The organism is Bifidobacterium pseudocatenulatum DSM 20438 = JCM 1200 = LMG 10505, assembly GCF_001025215.1.
GTDB lineage: Bacteria > Actinomycetota > Actinomycetes > Actinomycetales > Bifidobacteriaceae > Bifidobacterium > Bifidobacterium pseudocatenulatum.
In genome coordinates, this window is sequence record NZ_AP012330.1 from 1,890,819 (window position 1) to 1,907,673 (window position 16,855).

General features: G+C 57.7%; 10 protein-coding genes. 1 reads left to right on the forward strand and 9 read right to left on the reverse strand.

Translation table 11 applies throughout. The features are described from left to right. Nucleotides 1–27: 27 nt before the first annotated feature. Nucleotides 28–882: an aldo/keto reductase gene (locus tag BBPC_RS07790; RefSeq protein WP_004221075.1), complete on the reverse strand. Its 855-nt coding sequence runs from the start codon at nucleotides 880–882 to the stop codon at nucleotides 28–30. Nucleotides 883–1,269: 387 nt separating this feature from the next. Here BBPC_RS07790 and BBPC_RS07795 point away from each other — a divergent pair, with 387 nt between their 5' ends. Then, nucleotides 1,270–2,460, forward strand: a complete 1,191-nt coding sequence (locus tag BBPC_RS07795) for an Nramp family divalent metal transporter (RefSeq protein WP_047749769.1) — start codon at nucleotides 1,270–1,272, stop codon at nucleotides 2,458–2,460. A gap of 477 nt (nucleotides 2,461–2,937) precedes the next feature. Here the strand turns inward: BBPC_RS07795 and BBPC_RS07800 are convergent, their stop codons facing one another. The 8 genes from BBPC_RS07800 to BBPC_RS07835 form a co-directional block, all read right to left on the reverse strand. Then, nucleotides 2,938–4,014 (reverse strand): LacI family DNA-binding transcriptional regulator, encoded by a 1,077-nt coding sequence (locus tag BBPC_RS07800; RefSeq protein ID WP_004221067.1) that lies wholly within the window; start codon nucleotides 4,012–4,014, stop codon nucleotides 2,938–2,940. Between the two features lie 141 nt (nucleotides 4,015–4,155). Continuing rightward, complete coding sequence (locus BBPC_RS07805; protein ID WP_004221064.1) at nucleotides 4,156–6,246, reverse strand: beta-galactosidase; 2,091 nt, start codon at nucleotides 6,244–6,246, stop codon at nucleotides 4,156–4,158. 244 nt (nucleotides 6,247–6,490) lie between these two features. Beyond that, the gene (locus tag BBPC_RS07810) at nucleotides 6,491–7,504 is read right to left on the reverse strand and encodes a carbohydrate ABC transporter permease (RefSeq protein WP_004219678.1); all 1,014 of its coding nucleotides are present in this window, start codon (nucleotides 7,502–7,504) and stop codon (nucleotides 6,491–6,493) included. A gap of 57 nt (nucleotides 7,505–7,561) precedes the next feature. After that, entirely contained in the window at nucleotides 7,562–8,497 is a 936-nt protein-coding gene (locus BBPC_RS07815) for a carbohydrate ABC transporter permease (protein ID WP_143247788.1), read from the reverse strand. A gap of 284 nt (nucleotides 8,498–8,781) precedes the next feature. Then, a complete protein-coding gene (locus tag BBPC_RS07820; protein ID WP_022245560.1) occupies nucleotides 8,782–10,143 on the reverse strand; it encodes an ABC transporter substrate-binding protein in 1,362 nt (453 codons plus the stop codon). Nucleotides 10,144–10,645: 502 nt separating this feature from the next. Further along, nucleotides 10,646–11,389: a pyridoxal 5'-phosphate synthase glutaminase subunit PdxT gene (pdxT, locus tag BBPC_RS07825; RefSeq protein ID WP_004223374.1), complete on the reverse strand. Its 744-nt coding sequence runs from the start codon at nucleotides 11,387–11,389 to the stop codon at nucleotides 10,646–10,648. 113 nt (nucleotides 11,390–11,502) lie between these two features. Beyond that, on the reverse strand, nucleotides 11,503–12,378 hold the full coding sequence (gene pdxS, locus BBPC_RS07830) for a pyridoxal 5'-phosphate synthase lyase subunit PdxS (protein WP_004223372.1): 876 nt from the start codon (nucleotides 12,376–12,378) through the stop codon (nucleotides 11,503–11,505). Nucleotides 12,379–12,741: 363 nt separating this feature from the next. Further along, nucleotides 12,742–16,839, reverse strand: a complete 4,098-nt coding sequence (locus tag BBPC_RS07835) for an ABC transporter ATP-binding protein/permease (protein WP_033524298.1) — start codon at nucleotides 16,837–16,839, stop codon at nucleotides 12,742–12,744. Nucleotides 16,840–16,855: the final 16 nt, after the last annotated feature.

The window sequence follows — 16,855 nt, forward strand, 5'->3', positions numbered from 1 at the left end:
AATACGAAATTATGGAATTACGGAGTATCAGGCGTACGTGAACGTCATCGGATCATGTCCGGCGCGCGTCGGACCGTCAAGCGCGTCGATCGCGGCATGTTCTTCAGGGGTGAGCACGAATCCAAACAAATCGAGATTCTGCTTCTGCCGATCCGCATGCACCGACTTGGGGATGATGATCGTGCCATTTTCGATATGCCAACGCAGAATCACCTGCGCAGGGGTAACCCCATGCTCCGCTGCGATGCGCTCAATCGCACCGTTTCCGGCGTTCAAATCAGCACCGCGAGCCATCGGCGAATATGCTTCCACGGCAATGCCGTGCGCCTTGCAATAGTCCACGACCTCGCGCTGCTGCCAAGTCGGATGCAGCTCAATCTGGTTGACGGCAGGATATTCGCCGGTCTCCTCATGCAAGCGGTCGAGATGCTCGGGCAGGAAATTGCACACACCCAGCGTGCGCACGCGCCCCTCCGCGCGGAATTCCTGGAACGCCTTCCACGTTTCGCTGGAACGCCAGTCGAACGGGGTGGGCCAATGCAGCATGTACATGTCGACATAATCGAGCTGCAGCAAGCCAAGCTGGCGGTCGAACGCCTTGCGTGCGCTGTCATACCCCTGCTCGGAATCGCGCAGTTTCGTCGTAACCCACAGGTTTTTGCGCTGCTCACCTTCCGTGAATCCCGCATTGTTCAGCGCGCGACCCACGCCGGCCTCATTGTTGTACCCCGCCGCGCCGTCGATATGACGGTAGCCGGCTTCCAGCGCACTCTCCACTACGGGGGTAACGCCCTCATCGTCGATGCGCAGCACGCCCAAGCCGATTTGCGGAATCAGATTGCCGTCGTTCAATGTGACCATGGGGGTATGGAAGGTTTCCATGCGTTGTCCTTTCGAAGGCTGTGTTTCAGGCGATTATTCTCAACCGTTCTCATGCTTGTTCCAGCTTAGCCGCAGGTCGCCGCAATTCGGCCATATTTCGTGGCACATGCCTCGCATTGCGTCTTGGAACGGTTCGGACGCGCCGTTGCATGAGTCGCGCATATGCCGACAGATGATATGCGCGTACGTAACATAACCGCGCAGTCTCGTGCGCTATAACATTGCTCGGATAAGAGGGCGACGAACATGAACAGTACAGACGACGCGAACGATATGGACGGCATGGGAGGCATGGTCAATGCGGGTGCGACGGATGGCGTGGAATGCTGGGAAACGGCACGGGCGAATCACGATTTCTCTTCCCGCCATGGGCACGCGCTTGCCGGCATGCTTGGACCTGCTTTTGTGGCGGCCGTCGCCTACGTGGATCCCGGCAATGTGGCGGCGAATATCACATCCGGCGCGAGGTACGGATATCTGCTGGTGTGGGTGCTGGTACTCGCCAATTGTATGAGCGTGCTCATTCAATATCAGTCCGCAAAACTTGGTATCGTCACCGGAAAAAGTCTTCCCGAAATCCTGGGAGAACGACTTGGCGACGGCGGTCGATTCATGTTTTTCATGCAAGCGGAAGTCATTGCAATAGCGACTGATCTTGCGGAAGTAATTGGCGGCGCAATCGCACTGAAATTATTATTTGGACTTCCGCTTTTTATTGGTGGGTGCATAATCGGCATTATTTCTACGGTCTTGCTTATTTTTCAAAAGAGTGCCACGCATCATATTTTTGAAAAGCTGATTATCGCATTGCTGCTGGTGATTACTTTTGGATTTATTGCAGGCCTTTTTATTGATCCACCAAATCCTGCGCAAGTTTTACAAGGTCTTGTTCCGCATTTCAAAGGAACCGAAACGGTATTGATGGCAACTTCCATGCTGGGCGCCACGGTGATGCCGCACGCGATTTGCCTGCATTCCACGCTGGTGAACGACCATTACGTGCCAGGAGAGCCCAAACCGAGCGTAAAGACCCTGCTACACGGAAGCAAAATAGACGTGTTCTGGGCATTATTACTTGCTGGATCGGTGAATCTTGCACTATTGATTCTTGCGGCGAATTCATTGCATGGCATGACCGGCACGGATACGATCGAGGGTGCGCAACAGGCCATTCAGCATGTGCTAGGTCCGGTGATCGGCACGATTTTCTCGGTCGGACTGCTGGCTTCCAGCCTGAGTTCCACGTCGGTCGGCACATATGCGGGCGCCGAAATCATGCATGGACTGCTGCGGATCAAAGCGCCGATGTGGGCATGCCGCGTGGTGACGCTCGTACCGGCGTTGGTGGTGTTGTGGTTTGCTAAGAATCCGACGGAAGCGCTGATCATAGGGCAAGTTGTGCTGTCGATCGGCATTCCATTTGCGATTATTCCGCTGATGAAATACACTCACGATCGATCATTAATGGGCGATTATGTGGATGGTCCGGTGAAATTCGCGATCAATATGGTAGTTGTTTCGCCGATTGTCGCACTTAACGTGATTCTTGTAATTCTCACGCTCTCCGGTCGTTCCTGATGTGGGTCCCATTTCGGTGTCCGCACAGTCGACCGGCGCAGCTGCCCGCGCAGGAATTGCCGGAACACCGAGGTTGATTCGGGTCTGCACAACCTCGGTTCCGTGTCTGCATAAGTCTGATTTTGCGTCTGCACAAGTCCGGAATTGGCCCTGAAATCGGAGTTGCGCAGACGGGCCAGGAAACCGAAAACGCAAGTTCGGACGAAACCTGTCTGCCTAAGTCGCAAGTCAGGCCTGAAATCAGACTTGCGCAGACGGAAAAACCTGCCAAACCGGCAATACGGGAATGAAAATCAAGAACAGATACCCCCTAAAAAGGCGTTTGGCAAGGAAACTGCACAAACATCGCGAGCTGCGTCGCGAAGCCAACGATACGAAACCAACAGCACAAAGGGCGATAGCGCGAAATCAACGGCACGAAGGACAACGGTACGAAACCGATGGCTCGAAGGGCGACGGCACGAAACCAACGGCGAGCTACACGCGCGTGGTGGCGCGGGCGATCACGTGCGACTGGGTGGTGATGTAACTCGGCTCCAGCACACGCGTGCCGTCGATCCGGTCGAGAATGCGGCTGACCGCAGTCGGCGCAATCCAGTCGAGACAAGAATCCATGGTGGTCAGCGGAGGCTGGAAATATGCGGCTTCTTCAATATTGTCGAAGCCGATCACCTGCATCTGTTCAGGCACGGAAATGCCGTTCGCAGCCAAAGTGAACAGCGCACCCAACGCAAGCTGGTCATTGAACGCCACAATACCGTCGAATGGAATCCCGGAATCAATAAGCTGCTGCGTAATGCGAGCGCCGGAACCAATCGTCCAATCCTGCCCAGTGCTCATTACCAGTCGGGAATCGAATGCCGCTCCCCGCGCGGCGCACGCTTCGAGCACGCCGCGAAGTCGCAGTTGCGCATTGCCTTCCACTGCTTCACGCACGGAATCGATATGCTCCGGTTCGGTTCGCGATCCGACCACCGCGAGCCGGGTTGCGCCATGGTCGAACAGGTATTCGGCTGCGAGTCGGGCTTCCTGAATATCGTCGGGGGTAACATGGTCGGCTTTGCCGTGTGTGGAACGCGCGCCCACGCATACGAGCGGATAGTCCACGTCCAAGTCCGCCGCTTCAAGGTTTTCGACTTCGGAGATCGACAGGATCATGCCGTCCGAGACGGTGGTGTTGAAGTTGCGCAGGAGTGATTGCGCTCCTTGTGCGGATCCTTCGGCGTAGGTGGTGACGTATACGGAGTAGCCGTAGCCGCGGGCCGCGTCGATTACGCGGTTGGCGAGCTCCGACAGGTATGGGGCGGTCAATGTTGGTACGGCGAGTGTGATGAAACCGGTTTTGCCGCGGTTGAGATTGCGCGCGGACACGTTCACGCGGTATCCGAGTCGGTCGATGACTTCCTGGACTTTTTCTCGCGTGGAGTCGGTCATACGGCCGGAATGGTTGATCACGTTGGATGCGGTTTTGAGTGAAACGCCTGCCTCTTCGGCCACGTCTCGTAGGGTGACGCGTTTTTTGTCCGGCTTCGGCTCCGGCTTTGACTCGCCCATGTTCGTCTCCGTGATTGTTGAATATGCCGGTAAAAAGTTTACCAGTTATGGCAAGCCCGCCATTCTTGAGTTTCAGAATGGCGGGCTCAGGTTGTGTGAGATTGTTGTGTTACGCAATCAATTGCGCGAAATTATGCGGAATTATGCGCGCTTTACGACGAGTACGCCGTTGCGATGCACGGTGTAGCTGCCCGTCTGTTCCTCTGCTTCCGCTTGGAACAGGTAGATTGGTTCGCCTTCGATGCCCTGCAATGCGATTTCTTTCTTGCCGCGCGGCAGATAGAAATCGAAGGTTGCGTCGGCGGACTTGCGCACGGTGTGCAGTACGTCGGAATCGGTCGGATTGGCGACATTTGCGGAATCTTCCACGATATTCTCGCGCACGAATTCCGTAAGATCGGCGACGTTGAGATCGCAGCCGACGAAGTATGTTTCGCCGGAACCGTACGGATTGCGGGTGATTGCGGCGGTGCCGCCGAGTTCCCATTCGTCGGCTTCTTCACCTTCGTAGGTGGCTAATACCTGCGCGCGTTCGCCGTCGACGTTCACATCGTTCTGCCACAGGCGGGTGACCGCACCGGAGCTCAAACGAATTTCGGACGGTTCGCCTTCGGCTTCCGCGCCGAGAATGTTGAATTCCTCGCCGCGAATACCCAGCATTTCGCGCAGCAGGCCGTCTCCGGCTCCCGGGTATCCGCCGAGCCAGGTGTGGAAGTTTTCGTCGATTAGTCCGGTTGCGTAACCGATGACCACACGGCCGCCGGCAGCTGCGAAATCGGCCAAACGCTGCGTATCTTCGGCGCTGAGCATGATCACGGTCGGCAGTACGACGGTCTTGTATGCGCTCCAATCGTATTTCAACGGCACAATGTCGGCACGGGTGCCGGCGTTGAGGAACGCACGGTACCAGTCGCGCACGTCATGCCAATGGTTGAGCTTCATGCTCGGCAGGGTTTCGGAGCGTGTGGCCCATTCGGATTCCGCGCTGAACAGGATCGCCGTATCGGACTGTTCCAGTTCGGCACCCTGCACGCCAGCGTCGCCGAGGGTTTTCAGCGCTGCGCCCAGTTCGCACACTTGACGGAACAGTTTGGTGTCTTCGCCCGCGTGGGGCACGAGTGCGGAGTGGAAGGATTCGGCTCCGAATGCGGAGGCACGCCACTGGAAGAAGTTGATGGCGTCGGCACCCATGGCCACATGCGCAATGGAGTCACGCACGGTTTCACCCTTGCGCTTGCGTGCGTTGAGCGGCTTCCACTGCACGGCCGAAGTGGAATGTTCCATCACATACCACGGCTTGCCGAGCGCGAGGGAATCCATCAAAGCGTCGGAGCAGAACAGTTCGTCGATATGCGATTCGCCCTCATGGAAGTAATGGTCGTTCGACACGAAATCGACTTCCTCGGCCCAGTCGGCGTAGTCCATGCAGCACTGGTCGGTGGAGACCATGAAGTTCGTGGTGAACGGCTTGTCGGGGCAGATTTCGGCGATGGCGTCGCGTTCGGCCTTATAGAAGTCGAGCAGCATATCGTTGCCGAAACGCTCGAAATCAAGCTTTTGACCGGGGTTCACCATGGAGTCGGCGCCCATGAAACGCGGGATGAGCACTTCGTGGAAACCGTTCATTTCCTGACCCCAGAAGGTGGTGCCCCACGCCTTGTTGAGGTTTTCGATGGTACCGTATTTGCGTTCGCACCACAGGCGGAAGGCATTGAGCGCGTTGTCGGAGTAATCGTAACGGTTGTTCCAGCCGTATTCGTTGCCCATATGCCATGCGGTGACGTACGGGTTGGTGCCGTAGCGTTCGGCCAGTTTGCGGCACAGGGTGAGCGCGTATTCCTTGAACACCGGGCTTGTCGGGCTCCAGGATTGGCGCGATCCCGCGTTGACGGGATGGCCGAATTTGTCTTGCGGCAGCACTTCCGGGTGCTTTTCGTACAGCCACAGCGGCGCGGTGGCGGTTGCGGAGGCCAGATCGACCGCGATGCCGGCTTTGCCGAGCTTGTCGATGATGCGGTCAAGCCAGCCGAAATCCCAACGGTTTTCTTCCGGCTGAATGCGATCCCAGCTGAAAATGGCCACGGCCACGGTATTGACACCGGCCTGTTTCATGAGGCGGACGTCTTCGTCCCACACGTCTTCCGACCACTGGTCGGGATTGTAATCACCGCCGTATGCGATGCCTTTGCCGTTGTCGGTCAGCAGTTCCGGCCATTTGAACGTGCGATGCATGGATTACTCCTTTGTGTGCGTATGGCATCCGCTATAACGCCGAGGATGCCAGCTCGACAGCTTCCCTTCGAAAGCTCTCGTAAAATCTTTTTATAAAATCTAGTATATATATTTACTAAGATATTTGAGATGGTCCCGGGGATGTCCACGATGACACCCCCGAGGTCTTATTTTTGTTCTTTTCGGACGATTGCCGAAAAATCGGTATGCGCTTTACCGAAATTTCAGCATGCGACCGTTGCGATCATTCCTTGACGGCGCCTGCGGCAAGGCCGGACTGCCAGTACTTCTGCAGGCACAGGAACGCGATGACCAACGGGACGATCGTGATCAACGAACCCGTGACCACCAGGTTCTGGATCGCCTGGCCGCCAGCGGTGCTCGCCTGGTCCTTCCACTGGTTCAGACCGATCGTGAGCGGATACCAGTTCGAATCCTTCAGCATGATCAACGGCAGGAAGTAGTTGTTCCACGTCGCCACGATCGTGAACAGGGCCGTCGTCACGATCCCCGGGGCGAGCAGCGGCAGGGATACCTGGAAGAACGTGCGGAACTCGCCGGCGCCGTCCACGCGGGCGGCTTCGAGCAGCTCGGTCGGCACGGCCTGGTCGGAGAAGATCCACATCAGGTACAGGCCGAACGTCGACACCAGGCTCGGGATGATCATGGCCCACGGGGTGTTCGTCAGGTTCAGCTTGGCGAACAGCAGGAACTGCGGCACGGCCAGGGCGATGCCCGGCACCGAGATGGCGCCGATGATCACCGCGAACACGGCCTTGCGTCCCGGGAAACGGAACTTCGCCAGGCCGTACCCGCCCATGATGGCGAGCAGGGTCGCGCCGCCGGCGCCCACGACCACGTACAGGATCGTGTTCAGGAACCAGCGTCCGAAGATGCCGTCCTGGTAGGTGAACACGGTCTTGATGTTGTCCCACAAAGCGAACGTGCGGCCGAAGCCCAGACCGAACGTGGACGTGAAGTCCGCCTGCGTCTTCGTGGCGTTGATCAGCAGGTACACGAACGGGAACAGGCAGTACACCGCGAACAGCGCGCACACGATGGTCAGCAGCGTGCTCCTGCGCGGGTTCGCCACGTTCGCGAAGCCGGACTTCGCAGCCCTCTTGCGCTCGGCCTTCTCGTCGCGCGCGACCCTCTTGAGGCGTTCCTTCTCGGTCTTTTTCGCGGCCTTCTCCTGGGCTTTGAGCTCCTGAGCGGTGAGCCTCTGCTCCGTGCCCGCGGCGATTGTTGCGTCACTCATTTTCGATGCTCCTTAGCGTTTCTTCCCCTATATGCGGATGGTTCGCGCCACCGGGCGTTACTTCATCTGCTCCTTCATGCTGTTGAGCTGCACCGCGTACGCGATCGCCATCGTGATCACGGCCATCGTGATCGCCAGGGCGGCGGCGTAGTTCGACTGGTTGCCCGCGAAGCTCAGGTTGTACGCGTACATGTTCGGCGTGTAGTACGTGGTGATCGCGTTGCCCGGCACCATGTTCTGCAGGATGCTCGGCTCGTTGAACAGCTGGAACGAGCCGATGATCGAGAAGATCACCGTGATCGCGAGCGAGCCCTTCAGTTCCGGCAGCTTGATGGACTTGACGATCTGCCATTCGCCCGCGCCGTCGATCGAGGCGGCCTCGTACAGCGAATGCGGGATCGTGGACAGCGAGCTGTAGAAGATCAGCATGTTGTAGCCGGTGAACTCCCACGTCACGATGTTGCCGATCGAAGCGAGCAGCACGCTTGGGCTCAGCACGTCGAGGTTCGTGCCCAGCCAGTCGTTCAGCGAGCCGACCAGACCGTACTTCGCGCCATACATGAAGCCCCACACCAAAGTCGACACCACGGCCGGCACCGCGTACGGCAGGAACGTGGAGATGCGGAAGAACTTCGCGCCGTGCAGCTTCATGGAATCCAACGCCAGGGCCATCGCCGCCGACAGGAACAGCATGATCGGCACCTGCACGCAGGTGAACAGCGCGACCCTGCCGACCGAGCTCCAGAACTGCTGGTCGTGGAACAGACGAATGTAGTTGCTGATTCCCACGAACTTCGTGCCGCCGATCATCTGCTTCTGGAAGAAGCTGATGTAGATCGCGTACAGAATCGGGATCACGAACACGAACACGAACACCAACGCGAACGGCCACATGAACTTCCAACCACGCCAATCCGCACGGTGACGGTTGACGCGAACCTGGTCCGCAGGCGTATGCAGCGCATCCGCCGCGACTGCTGCTTGCTGAGACATGCTTTCTTCTTTCTGTATGCTTTTTGCTCTATTGATCGCACAACCATGTGCAATTGTTAATCCGCAAAATCTTTTATTGTTTGAATTACAGGATTGCTATTTTTTTGAAATCTTTTTCTATTGTAAGATTTCGTTTTTAAAATTATTTTTACGAAGTGAGGCAGGCGGGTCACGTCAGACGATTCCCACCTGCCGTCGATCTTCATGGTTGCGATGGTGCGTTGCGTATGTCGGATCGCATTATCGCGTTTTTCGTTGTGCCGCACGGCAGCGGCTGGGCGCCGTCAGTCCTTGCTGGTGACGGTGTAGCCCTGCTGGTTGCCGTGATCGGTGAGCGCCTTGCTGTAGTTGACGAAGGCTTCCTCCAGAGTGATGTCCTCGCTGTAGGCCTTGGAGATCTGATCGCCGAAGGTGGACTGCGCGTACGGGTTGTACGGCAGGTACTGGAAGGCGGAGACCTTGCGCTGGGCGGCTTCGGAGAGAATCTCGTTCACGTTCTGGCCGCCGAAGTAGTCGTTGACCTTCTTGTTGGCTTCAGTGTTCGGATCGGTGAAGGAGTCGGAGGAGAGGATCTTCTTCAGGCTCGGGAAGGTGCCGGTGTCGGCCATGGTCTGGGCGCCGTCGCCGTGGGTCAAGTATTCGACGAACTTGTAGGCCGCGGCCTGCTGCTTGGACTGGGAGACGACCGCGAGTGCGGAGCCACCGTCTTCAGCGGAGACCTCGTCACCTTCGTTCCACTGCGGGAGCTGGGCCACGCGCCAGTTGCCGGCCTGGTCAGGAGCGCCGTTCATGAGGTTAACCGGCATCCATGCGCCGATGGTGAGAGTGGCGATGTCGCCTTCGTTGAGCGCACGGTTCCAGTCGTCGGACCAGTTGGCGATCTTGGTGTCGACGAGGTCTTCGTCGATGAGCTTCTGCTGGAATTCGATGTACTTCTTCATGCCGGAATCCTTGGTCATGTCAATGGTGATGTTCTCGCCATCAACCTTCCACGGCTGCGCACCGGCCTGCCATGCCTGGGCGGTGAAGGGCTGGTATTCCATGGAGGAGCCGGAATTGTTGGTCATGTAGGCGCCGATGGCCTTGACCTTCTTGGCTGCCTCGTAATAATCGTCCCAAGTCTTGATCTGGGAGCCGTCGACGCCGGCCTTCTTGAGCACGGCATCGTTGTAGAAGAAGACTTCCGGGCCGGAATCAATCGGCAGCGCATACGGCTTGCCATCATACTGTAGCTTGCTCCACGGGCCTGCGGAGAAGTCGTCTTCGAGCTTGTCGGCACCGTAGGCGGTGAGGTCAACGAGGTCGCCGGTAACCGCGAACTGGGTGACGGTCGGGTCTTCCAGCATGACCACGTCGGGGGCACCCTTGCCTGCCGCGACGGCGTTGCTCAGTGCGGTCTGGGTGTCGGATGCGGTGCCGGTGTTGTTGAATTTGACGGTGATTCCGGGATTGGCCTTTTCGAAGTCGGCGATCAGGGCCTTCATGGTGTTGCCGGTGTCCCAGCCCCAGAAAACGAGATCCGCCTTGTCTGCGTCTCCGGCGTTGGCCTTGGCGTCGTTGCCGCCGTCGCTGCCACCGCAGGCCGCGAGGCTGGCGAGGGTTGCCACTGCTGCTACCGCTGCGAGAGCCTTCTTCATGTTGCGCATGTTCTTTTCCCTTTCTGCCATCCGCTTCGCATGCTGATTGCATGTCGGTCGCATATGTTTCGGAACATCCGCCGCGGAATGCACATGCCGTGCTTTCCACTTGGTGATGTTTGTATGTTCGCGACCTGCCAAACAATACCCCCGTGGTGATGTTTGGACTGGTAGGATGGCTTTGTTTCCTTTCTGATACAACCGTGTACCATTAGCTCCGATGATACACGGTTGTATCAAGGTGTCAAGCAAACCGGTTCGATAGCCCCCCTGCAACTGTTGTGCGCTATTGAAGCGCCAACGAAATCATCGGCGTTTCGCACAAACAGAATGACATCGTTTGCACAATAATCTGCGATTGTCCGCGCATCTCAACCAAAAAATGGATCGCAAGAAAGCTACCTCACAAGAGAAAACATATAAAGAACATATAAAAAGGAGGTCTGCGAATCGCAAACCTCCCAAAACAACGCATACGACGAAGAGACGGACTCCGCACCGCTCGATGAGCCTACAAACTGAGGAACAGCTCGTGAATGCGGGTATCGTCGGTCAGTTCGGGGTGGAACGCCGTAGCGAGAATCTTGCCCTGACGCAAACCGACCACATTGCCGTCGACCGACGTTTCGACCGTGGCCCGCTCGCCGACCTCGGCAACGAACGGTCCGCGAATGAACACCAGAGGGAAATCCTTGAGCACCACCGACGTATCCGAAGCCTCGGAAGTCCCCTCCTCACCAGCAGCCGCGGAAATCGCAGAAGAGACAGACTCCCCCGACGCAACCACCACAGCATCCGCATCGTCGGAAGCGCCGAAATCGGCGGACGCAGCGAACGAACCAAGCTGACGTCCATACGCATTGCGGCGCACGACCGCATCCAACGCGCCAAAATAGACGTTCTCGTCGTTATCGAGACGACGAGCGAGCAAAATCACGCCCGCGCAGGTGCCGAATACCGGCTTTCCAGCGGCGATATGCGCGGCGATCGGATCGAACAAGCCGGTCGAACGCAGCAATTTGCCCTGCGTGGTGCTTTCGCCGCCAGGCAGAATCACGCGGTCGATCGAATCGTCGAAATCCTCGGCGGCACGCAGCAGTTTCCACGGCGCACCAAGCCGATCCAGCATCGCCGCATGCTCGGCGAACGCGCCTTGCACCGCAAGGATGCCGGTCACGCCATGCTGCGCGGAAGCCGCACCTTCGGCAACGTCAGTCGATTCTTCCTTCGAAATGTATTCAACGGCAACAACCATCGGATCTCCTTACCCAAACCATCGCGAATCATGCGAAACGGGCTGCGCGCGGCGCATCGAACAGACATGCCGACAGCCGCGCACAGCGCACAGCGCACGAAATGACAGCGCAATCACTCGCCGCGAGCGGCCATGATGGTTTCGATCTCGTCTTCGTTGATGCCGACCATGGCCTCGCCGAGGTTCTCGGAAAGGCGTGCGAGCAGGTCGGCGTCCTGCCAATTGGCGGTGGCCTGCACGATGGCGGCGGCACGCTTGGCCGGGTCTCCGGACTTGAAGATGCCGGAACCGACGAACACACCTTCGGCACCCAGTTCCATCATGAGCGCGGCATCGGCCGGAGTGGCCACGCCACCGGCGGCGAAGTTGACGACCGGCAGACGACCGTTGTCGTGCACATACTTGGCGAGATCGTACGGCACGGCCAGCTGCTTGGCGGCCTCATACACCTCGTCGTCGCGAAGGGAGACGAGCTCGCGGATCTGCTTGTTCATGGTGCGCATGTGGCGCACGGCCTGGATCACGTCGCCGGTGCCCGGCTCGCCCTTGGTGCGGATCATGGAAGCGCCCTCGGCGATACGGCGCAGCGCCTCGCCCAGGTTCTTCGCGCCGCACACGAACGGCACGTCGAACTGGTTCTTGTCGATGTGGTACACGTCGTCGGCGGGACTCAGCACTTCGGATTCGTCGATGTAGTCGATTTCGATGGCCTGCAGAATGCGGGCTTCGGCAACATGGCCGATACGAACCTTTGCCATGACCGGAATGGACACGGCTTCCTGAATGCCCTTGATCATGGCCGGATCGCTCATGCGGGAAACGCCGCCGGCAGCACGAATATCGGCCGGAATACGCTCGAGAGCCATCACCGCGCATGCGCCCGCGTCCTGTGCGATCTTCGCCTGCTCCGGGGTGGTGACGTCCATGATCACGCCACCCTTGAGCATCTGCGCCAGATTCTTGTTCAGTTCGTTCCTGTTGTTGGCCATCGCCAGCCTTTCGTCGAATCGTATTCCACCCTGCTGCAGAGCGGATATCTCTTGACACAGATACTAACGATTTTTCGTTACAAAATCATGTGAACTGAATATTTGCACGTCTTAAAAAGTTGCTTTTCTTAAATTCTGACTATCATTTTCATGATTGTTTCATTTTCTTACGATTTCGATTCTGCCGACGATTCCGCAATTTCATTCGCTTTTCTTGCCTGATATGCGCCATTCGCTTTCGATTCGCGCGCACGGCTCCTTTCGACCGCACTTTCGATGCACGCTATAAGAAATACGAATGACGCATGATTTTCATACGACCACATTGCGGACGGGGGTGCAGATGGATTCGCGTATTGCGCACTACATACGCAGTATGCGATCAGCGATGCGCATGGTGGAATCGCGGTGCGACACCAGCACGACGGCGCTCCCCCGCTCGGCAAGATCATTGATCGACCCGAGAATCACCGACTCGTTATAGGCGTCAAGACGGCTCGTCGGCTCGTCGAACAGCACCAAATCGGCGTCGCGAAGGAACATGCGGGCCAATCCGATGCGTTGCTTCTCACCCTCCGAAAGGCGGCCACCCAGCTCGCCGACCCGCGTATCCAAGCCGTTCGGCAGCGCATCGACCAGTTCGAGCGCGGACGCCTTGGCGAGGGCTTCGCGCAATACGGAATCGGGAATGTCGTGCGCGAGATCCGAATCGGAGGAATCAGCGGAATTACCACCAGCATTACTGCTGGAATTACTACAGAAATTACTGCCAGAATTACTGTCAGAATCCGAAAAATCGGCGTCATTGCAGGCAATAGCGAGATTTTCGCGAATCGTTCCGTCGAACAGATACGTCTCCTGCCCCATCATCGTCTGCACGCGCCGACGCCATCCGGCGTCAACCTGCGGCAATGGAACATCCGACAGCGAAATCGTGCCGGAATCCGGATCCCAGTAGCGCATCAGCAGTTTCAACATCGTTGATTTTCCACGCCCGGACGGGCCTTGAATACCGAGAATGCCCTGCCGTGAAACATCGAGTGAAACATGGTCGAGCACCGGTTGCGAGGCGATGCCGGCACCTTGTTCGCCGGAGGATTGCGCTTCCGCGGGGCGTGCCGGACTCATGCCAGTCGCATGCTCCGACCGCCCGTTTGGCGTGCGTTCGACGGAAATACGGGCGCCGGATCCATAGCCGAATGTGACATCGCGCATTGTCATGCCCTGATATTCCGGGCGTTCGCTCCCCTGCTCGACCACAGCGGGAGCCTCATCCATCAACGCGAACAGGCGGCGTGCCGAAGCAAACGTTTGCGTCAGATTCGCCGGCAACGCACTCAACGCAAGCGTCGGCCCAAACGAGCTGGCGAGCAGCACGAAAGCCGCAACCAACGCTGGGGCGTTCGATCCCACGGAACCCATCCACATCAGGCCTTCCGACATATCGGCGGCAGTGGAAACCGCAGTGCACAACGTCATCGCAAGGAAAGCCGCAATCGCCGTGAACAGCATCACCAATACCGCGCCAAATCCTGCAAAATCGCCATTTTTCACGCTCAGACGCACACGTTTGACCCACAGCGAGCGCGTGCGACGCTGAATGGACGCAAGCCGGGCATCGCCTTGGCCGAAGCGGATGATTTCGCCGATGCCACGCATATCGTCAAGCATTTCGTCATCGAGGGCGGACGACTCCTTGCGCAGTTCCGGACCGATGCCGCGCACCGCGGATGCAAAAAGTTTCGGCAGTATGACGCCGATAATGAGGTGCGCGATGATGAGCGTCGCCGCGAGGGGCGGACTGAGGGTGAGTAGCGCGAGCGCGTAGACGACGGTAGTCACGATGGCGATGACGACCGGGCTGATGGTGTGTGCGAAGAAGATTTCCAGCAGTTCCACGTCGGTGGTGACCAGTGCGATCAGGTCGCCTTTGCCTTTGCCTGCAAGCTTGGCGGGGGCGAGACGGCGCAGGGCCGCGAAGGCTTTCGCACGGAATAGCGCAAGCAGACGGAACGCCACGTTATGGTTCATGAACTGTTCGGCGTAACGCATGCCGCCGCGGATCAACGCGCATACGGCCATGGCTGCGAGCGCCGCGAGAACGCTGAGGTTCCAGACCGGCGAGCCGACTGCAGCGAAGGCCGCCGCGATGCCGAACACCGGCAGGAAAGTGGCGGCGAGATGGCCGAGCGTGCCGCAGACGCACGCGACGATCATGTACTTGCGCTGCGGCCCAACTTCCTTCAACAGGCGCGCAATAAGGCGAGACGTGGGTATTGTCTTCGCGTCCGATTCTGCCGAATCGGACATCCGAACGCCCGTTTTCGCACCCTGTGCGTCCGTTTCTGCAGAATCGGACACTTGGAGACCCATTTCCGCACGCTGCGTGACTGATTCTGCAGAATCGGACGCTTTAAGTGCGTGGGATGCAGAGGTGGAATGGGTTGCGTTATTGCGTAGACCTATGTTTTCCACGGTTTGTTGGGCGTGGAACAGTTTGGCGTATGTTCCGTTGGCACGCATGAGTTCCGCATGCGTGCCTTGTTCCGCCACGCGCCCGTGTTCGAATACCACCACATGGTCGGCGTCGGCTGCATTCGCCATGCGGTGCGTCACCATGATCACGGTTTTGCCCCGATCCGCAAGCGCCCGAATGGTTTGCAGAATCAGGGTTTCGCTTTCCACATCGACGCTGCTGGTGGCTTCGTCGAAAATGTAGACGGCAGGCTCCCGCAGCAATGCGCGCGCAATGGCGATGCGCTGCTTCTGCCCTCCCGACAGGTTGCTTGCGCCCTGTTCGATGGCCAGGTCAAGTTCTTGCGATTGCGCACGCACGAAATCGCTGATATGCGCCGCTTCCAGCGCTTGCCACAGTTCGCTTTCGGTGGCATCCGGCTTGGCCATCAGCAGATTGTCACGCAACGTTCCTGCAAAAAGGTGGCTTTGCGCCGCCACTATGGCGATTTCCCTCGTAAGGGATTCGATGGAAAGATCGTTGATTTGGTACCGTTGCGTCGAGTTGTTTCCTGTGTTTCCGGATTGCAGCCACATACATCCTTCATATCCGGAAAGATTTCCGGAGAGCAGTTCGACGGCGGTGGATTTGCCGGATCCGGACGGACCGACGATGGCGGTCACCTGCCCGCGCCGCGCAGTGAAAGAGACGCCATGCAATGCGACGACCGAACCATCATCATCTTTCGACATGCCTGTTTTTCCAGCACCAACCACACCGGACTTTCCCCCGATTTGTCCAGTTTTTCCAGTTTCCATATCCGCCGTCACAGCCGTATCCGCAGCCACACTCACAGCCGCCGCAGCATCCGTATTCACGTCCACATATCGGAACGACACGTCATCAAAGCACACGTCCACACCGTTATCAGAAGCGCCGAATTCCGGCATTTCCTGCATCCCATGCGCAGGAATCGGCGTATCAAGCAATGCGAAAATACGCTTGGTCGAAGTCATGCCGTTCATCGCAACATGGAAGAACGACCCCAATTGGCGCAGCGGAATGAAGAAATCCGCGGAAAGAAGCACTATCAGCAGCACGCCGGCAAGCGGCAATGCGGCACCACTCGCATACTGCCAGATCGATACGCCCACGCCGGCCGCGGCACCCCCGTATGCGACGACGTCCATGGCGGTGAGCGAGCGCAGCTGAATTTGCAGAACATTCATGGTCATTACGCGGAATTGTTCCGCTTGCTCGCCCATTTTCTTGGCGGCATGCGCATCCGCGTCAAAAGTTTTCAGCGTTTCAAGACCTTGTACATTGTCAAGAAACACAGATCCCATGTCGGTGTATTTTCCCCAATATTTTTTGAATACTCGGGCTGCGCGCATTGCGACCATGCCAACAATCAATACAATCAAAGGCGCGCATACAAGCAATGTAACAGCCGTCGGCATATTAATCGGCGCAACTATAAAAAATAATGTTACCGGTGCGAGAATCGCATAAAACAGTTGCGGTAGGAATAATTCGAAGAAGCTTTGGATTTGTTCGATGCCTTCACCGGCAGATTGCACCACGTCGGCAGTGCTGATATGTTGCGAATATGATGGTCCGATCGCAAGCATTTTATTAAAAAGCTGTTCACGTAACGCGAGTTTGACACGCTCAGCCGCTTCCGCGCCGAAATAGGCCGCTGCGCGCATCATCAGAAAACGCAGTACCGCACAGACCACGATCGCCAGCACGCATCCGACGTATGTTTCCGCACTGAATCCGCCGTAGCCAAAGCCGATGAACAGGCGGGAAATCAGGCCACTATCACCCATGGAGAACATGGGGTCGAACGCCGATTCCACCACGGCAAGCGCCGGCGAAAGCATGACCACCACCGTCACCACGAACACGACGTTGGCCAGCAGTCCGACCCATTGGCAGAGCACTTTCGCCGCAACCAACCGCCCCACGCCGGGAGCGAGGGAAAACAGCCTCTTGTCAAACATAAACACCTTCCGTCCA

Excerpts from the sequence above, each read along its gene's own strand:
- BBPC_RS07790 (WP_004221075.1), bottom strand. The coding sequence starts at position 882 with ATGGAAACCTTCCATACCCCCATGGTCACATTGAACGACGGCAATCTG.
- BBPC_RS07795 (WP_047749769.1), top strand. The coding sequence starts at position 1,270 with ATGCTTGGACCTGCTTTTGTGGCGGCCGTCGCCTACGTGGATCCCGGC.
- BBPC_RS07800 (WP_004221067.1), bottom strand. The coding sequence starts at position 4,014 with ATGGGCGAGTCAAAGCCGGAGCCGAAGCCGGACAAAAAACGCGTCACC.
- BBPC_RS07805 (WP_004221064.1), bottom strand. The coding sequence starts at position 6,246 with ATGCATCGCACGTTCAAATGGCCGGAACTGCTGACCGACAACGGCAAA.
- BBPC_RS07810 (WP_004219678.1), bottom strand. The coding sequence starts at position 7,504 with ATGAGTGACGCAACAATCGCCGCGGGCACGGAGCAGAGGCTCACCGCT.
- BBPC_RS07815 (WP_143247788.1), bottom strand. The coding sequence starts at position 8,497 with ATGTCTCAGCAAGCAGCAGTCGCGGCGGATGCGCTGCATACGCCTGCG.
- BBPC_RS07820 (WP_022245560.1), bottom strand. The coding sequence starts at position 10,143 with ATGCGCAACATGAAGAAGGCTCTCGCAGCGGTAGCAGCAGTGGCAACC.
- pdxT (WP_004223374.1), bottom strand. The coding sequence starts at position 11,389 with ATGGTTGTTGCCGTTGAATACATTTCGAAGGAAGAATCGACTGACGTT.
- pdxS (WP_004223372.1), bottom strand. The coding sequence starts at position 12,378 with ATGGCCAACAACAGGAACGAACTGAACAAGAATCTGGCGCAGATGCTC.
- BBPC_RS07835 (WP_033524298.1), bottom strand. The coding sequence starts at position 16,839 with ATGTTTGACAAGAGGCTGTTTTCCCTCGCTCCCGGCGTGGGGCGGTTG.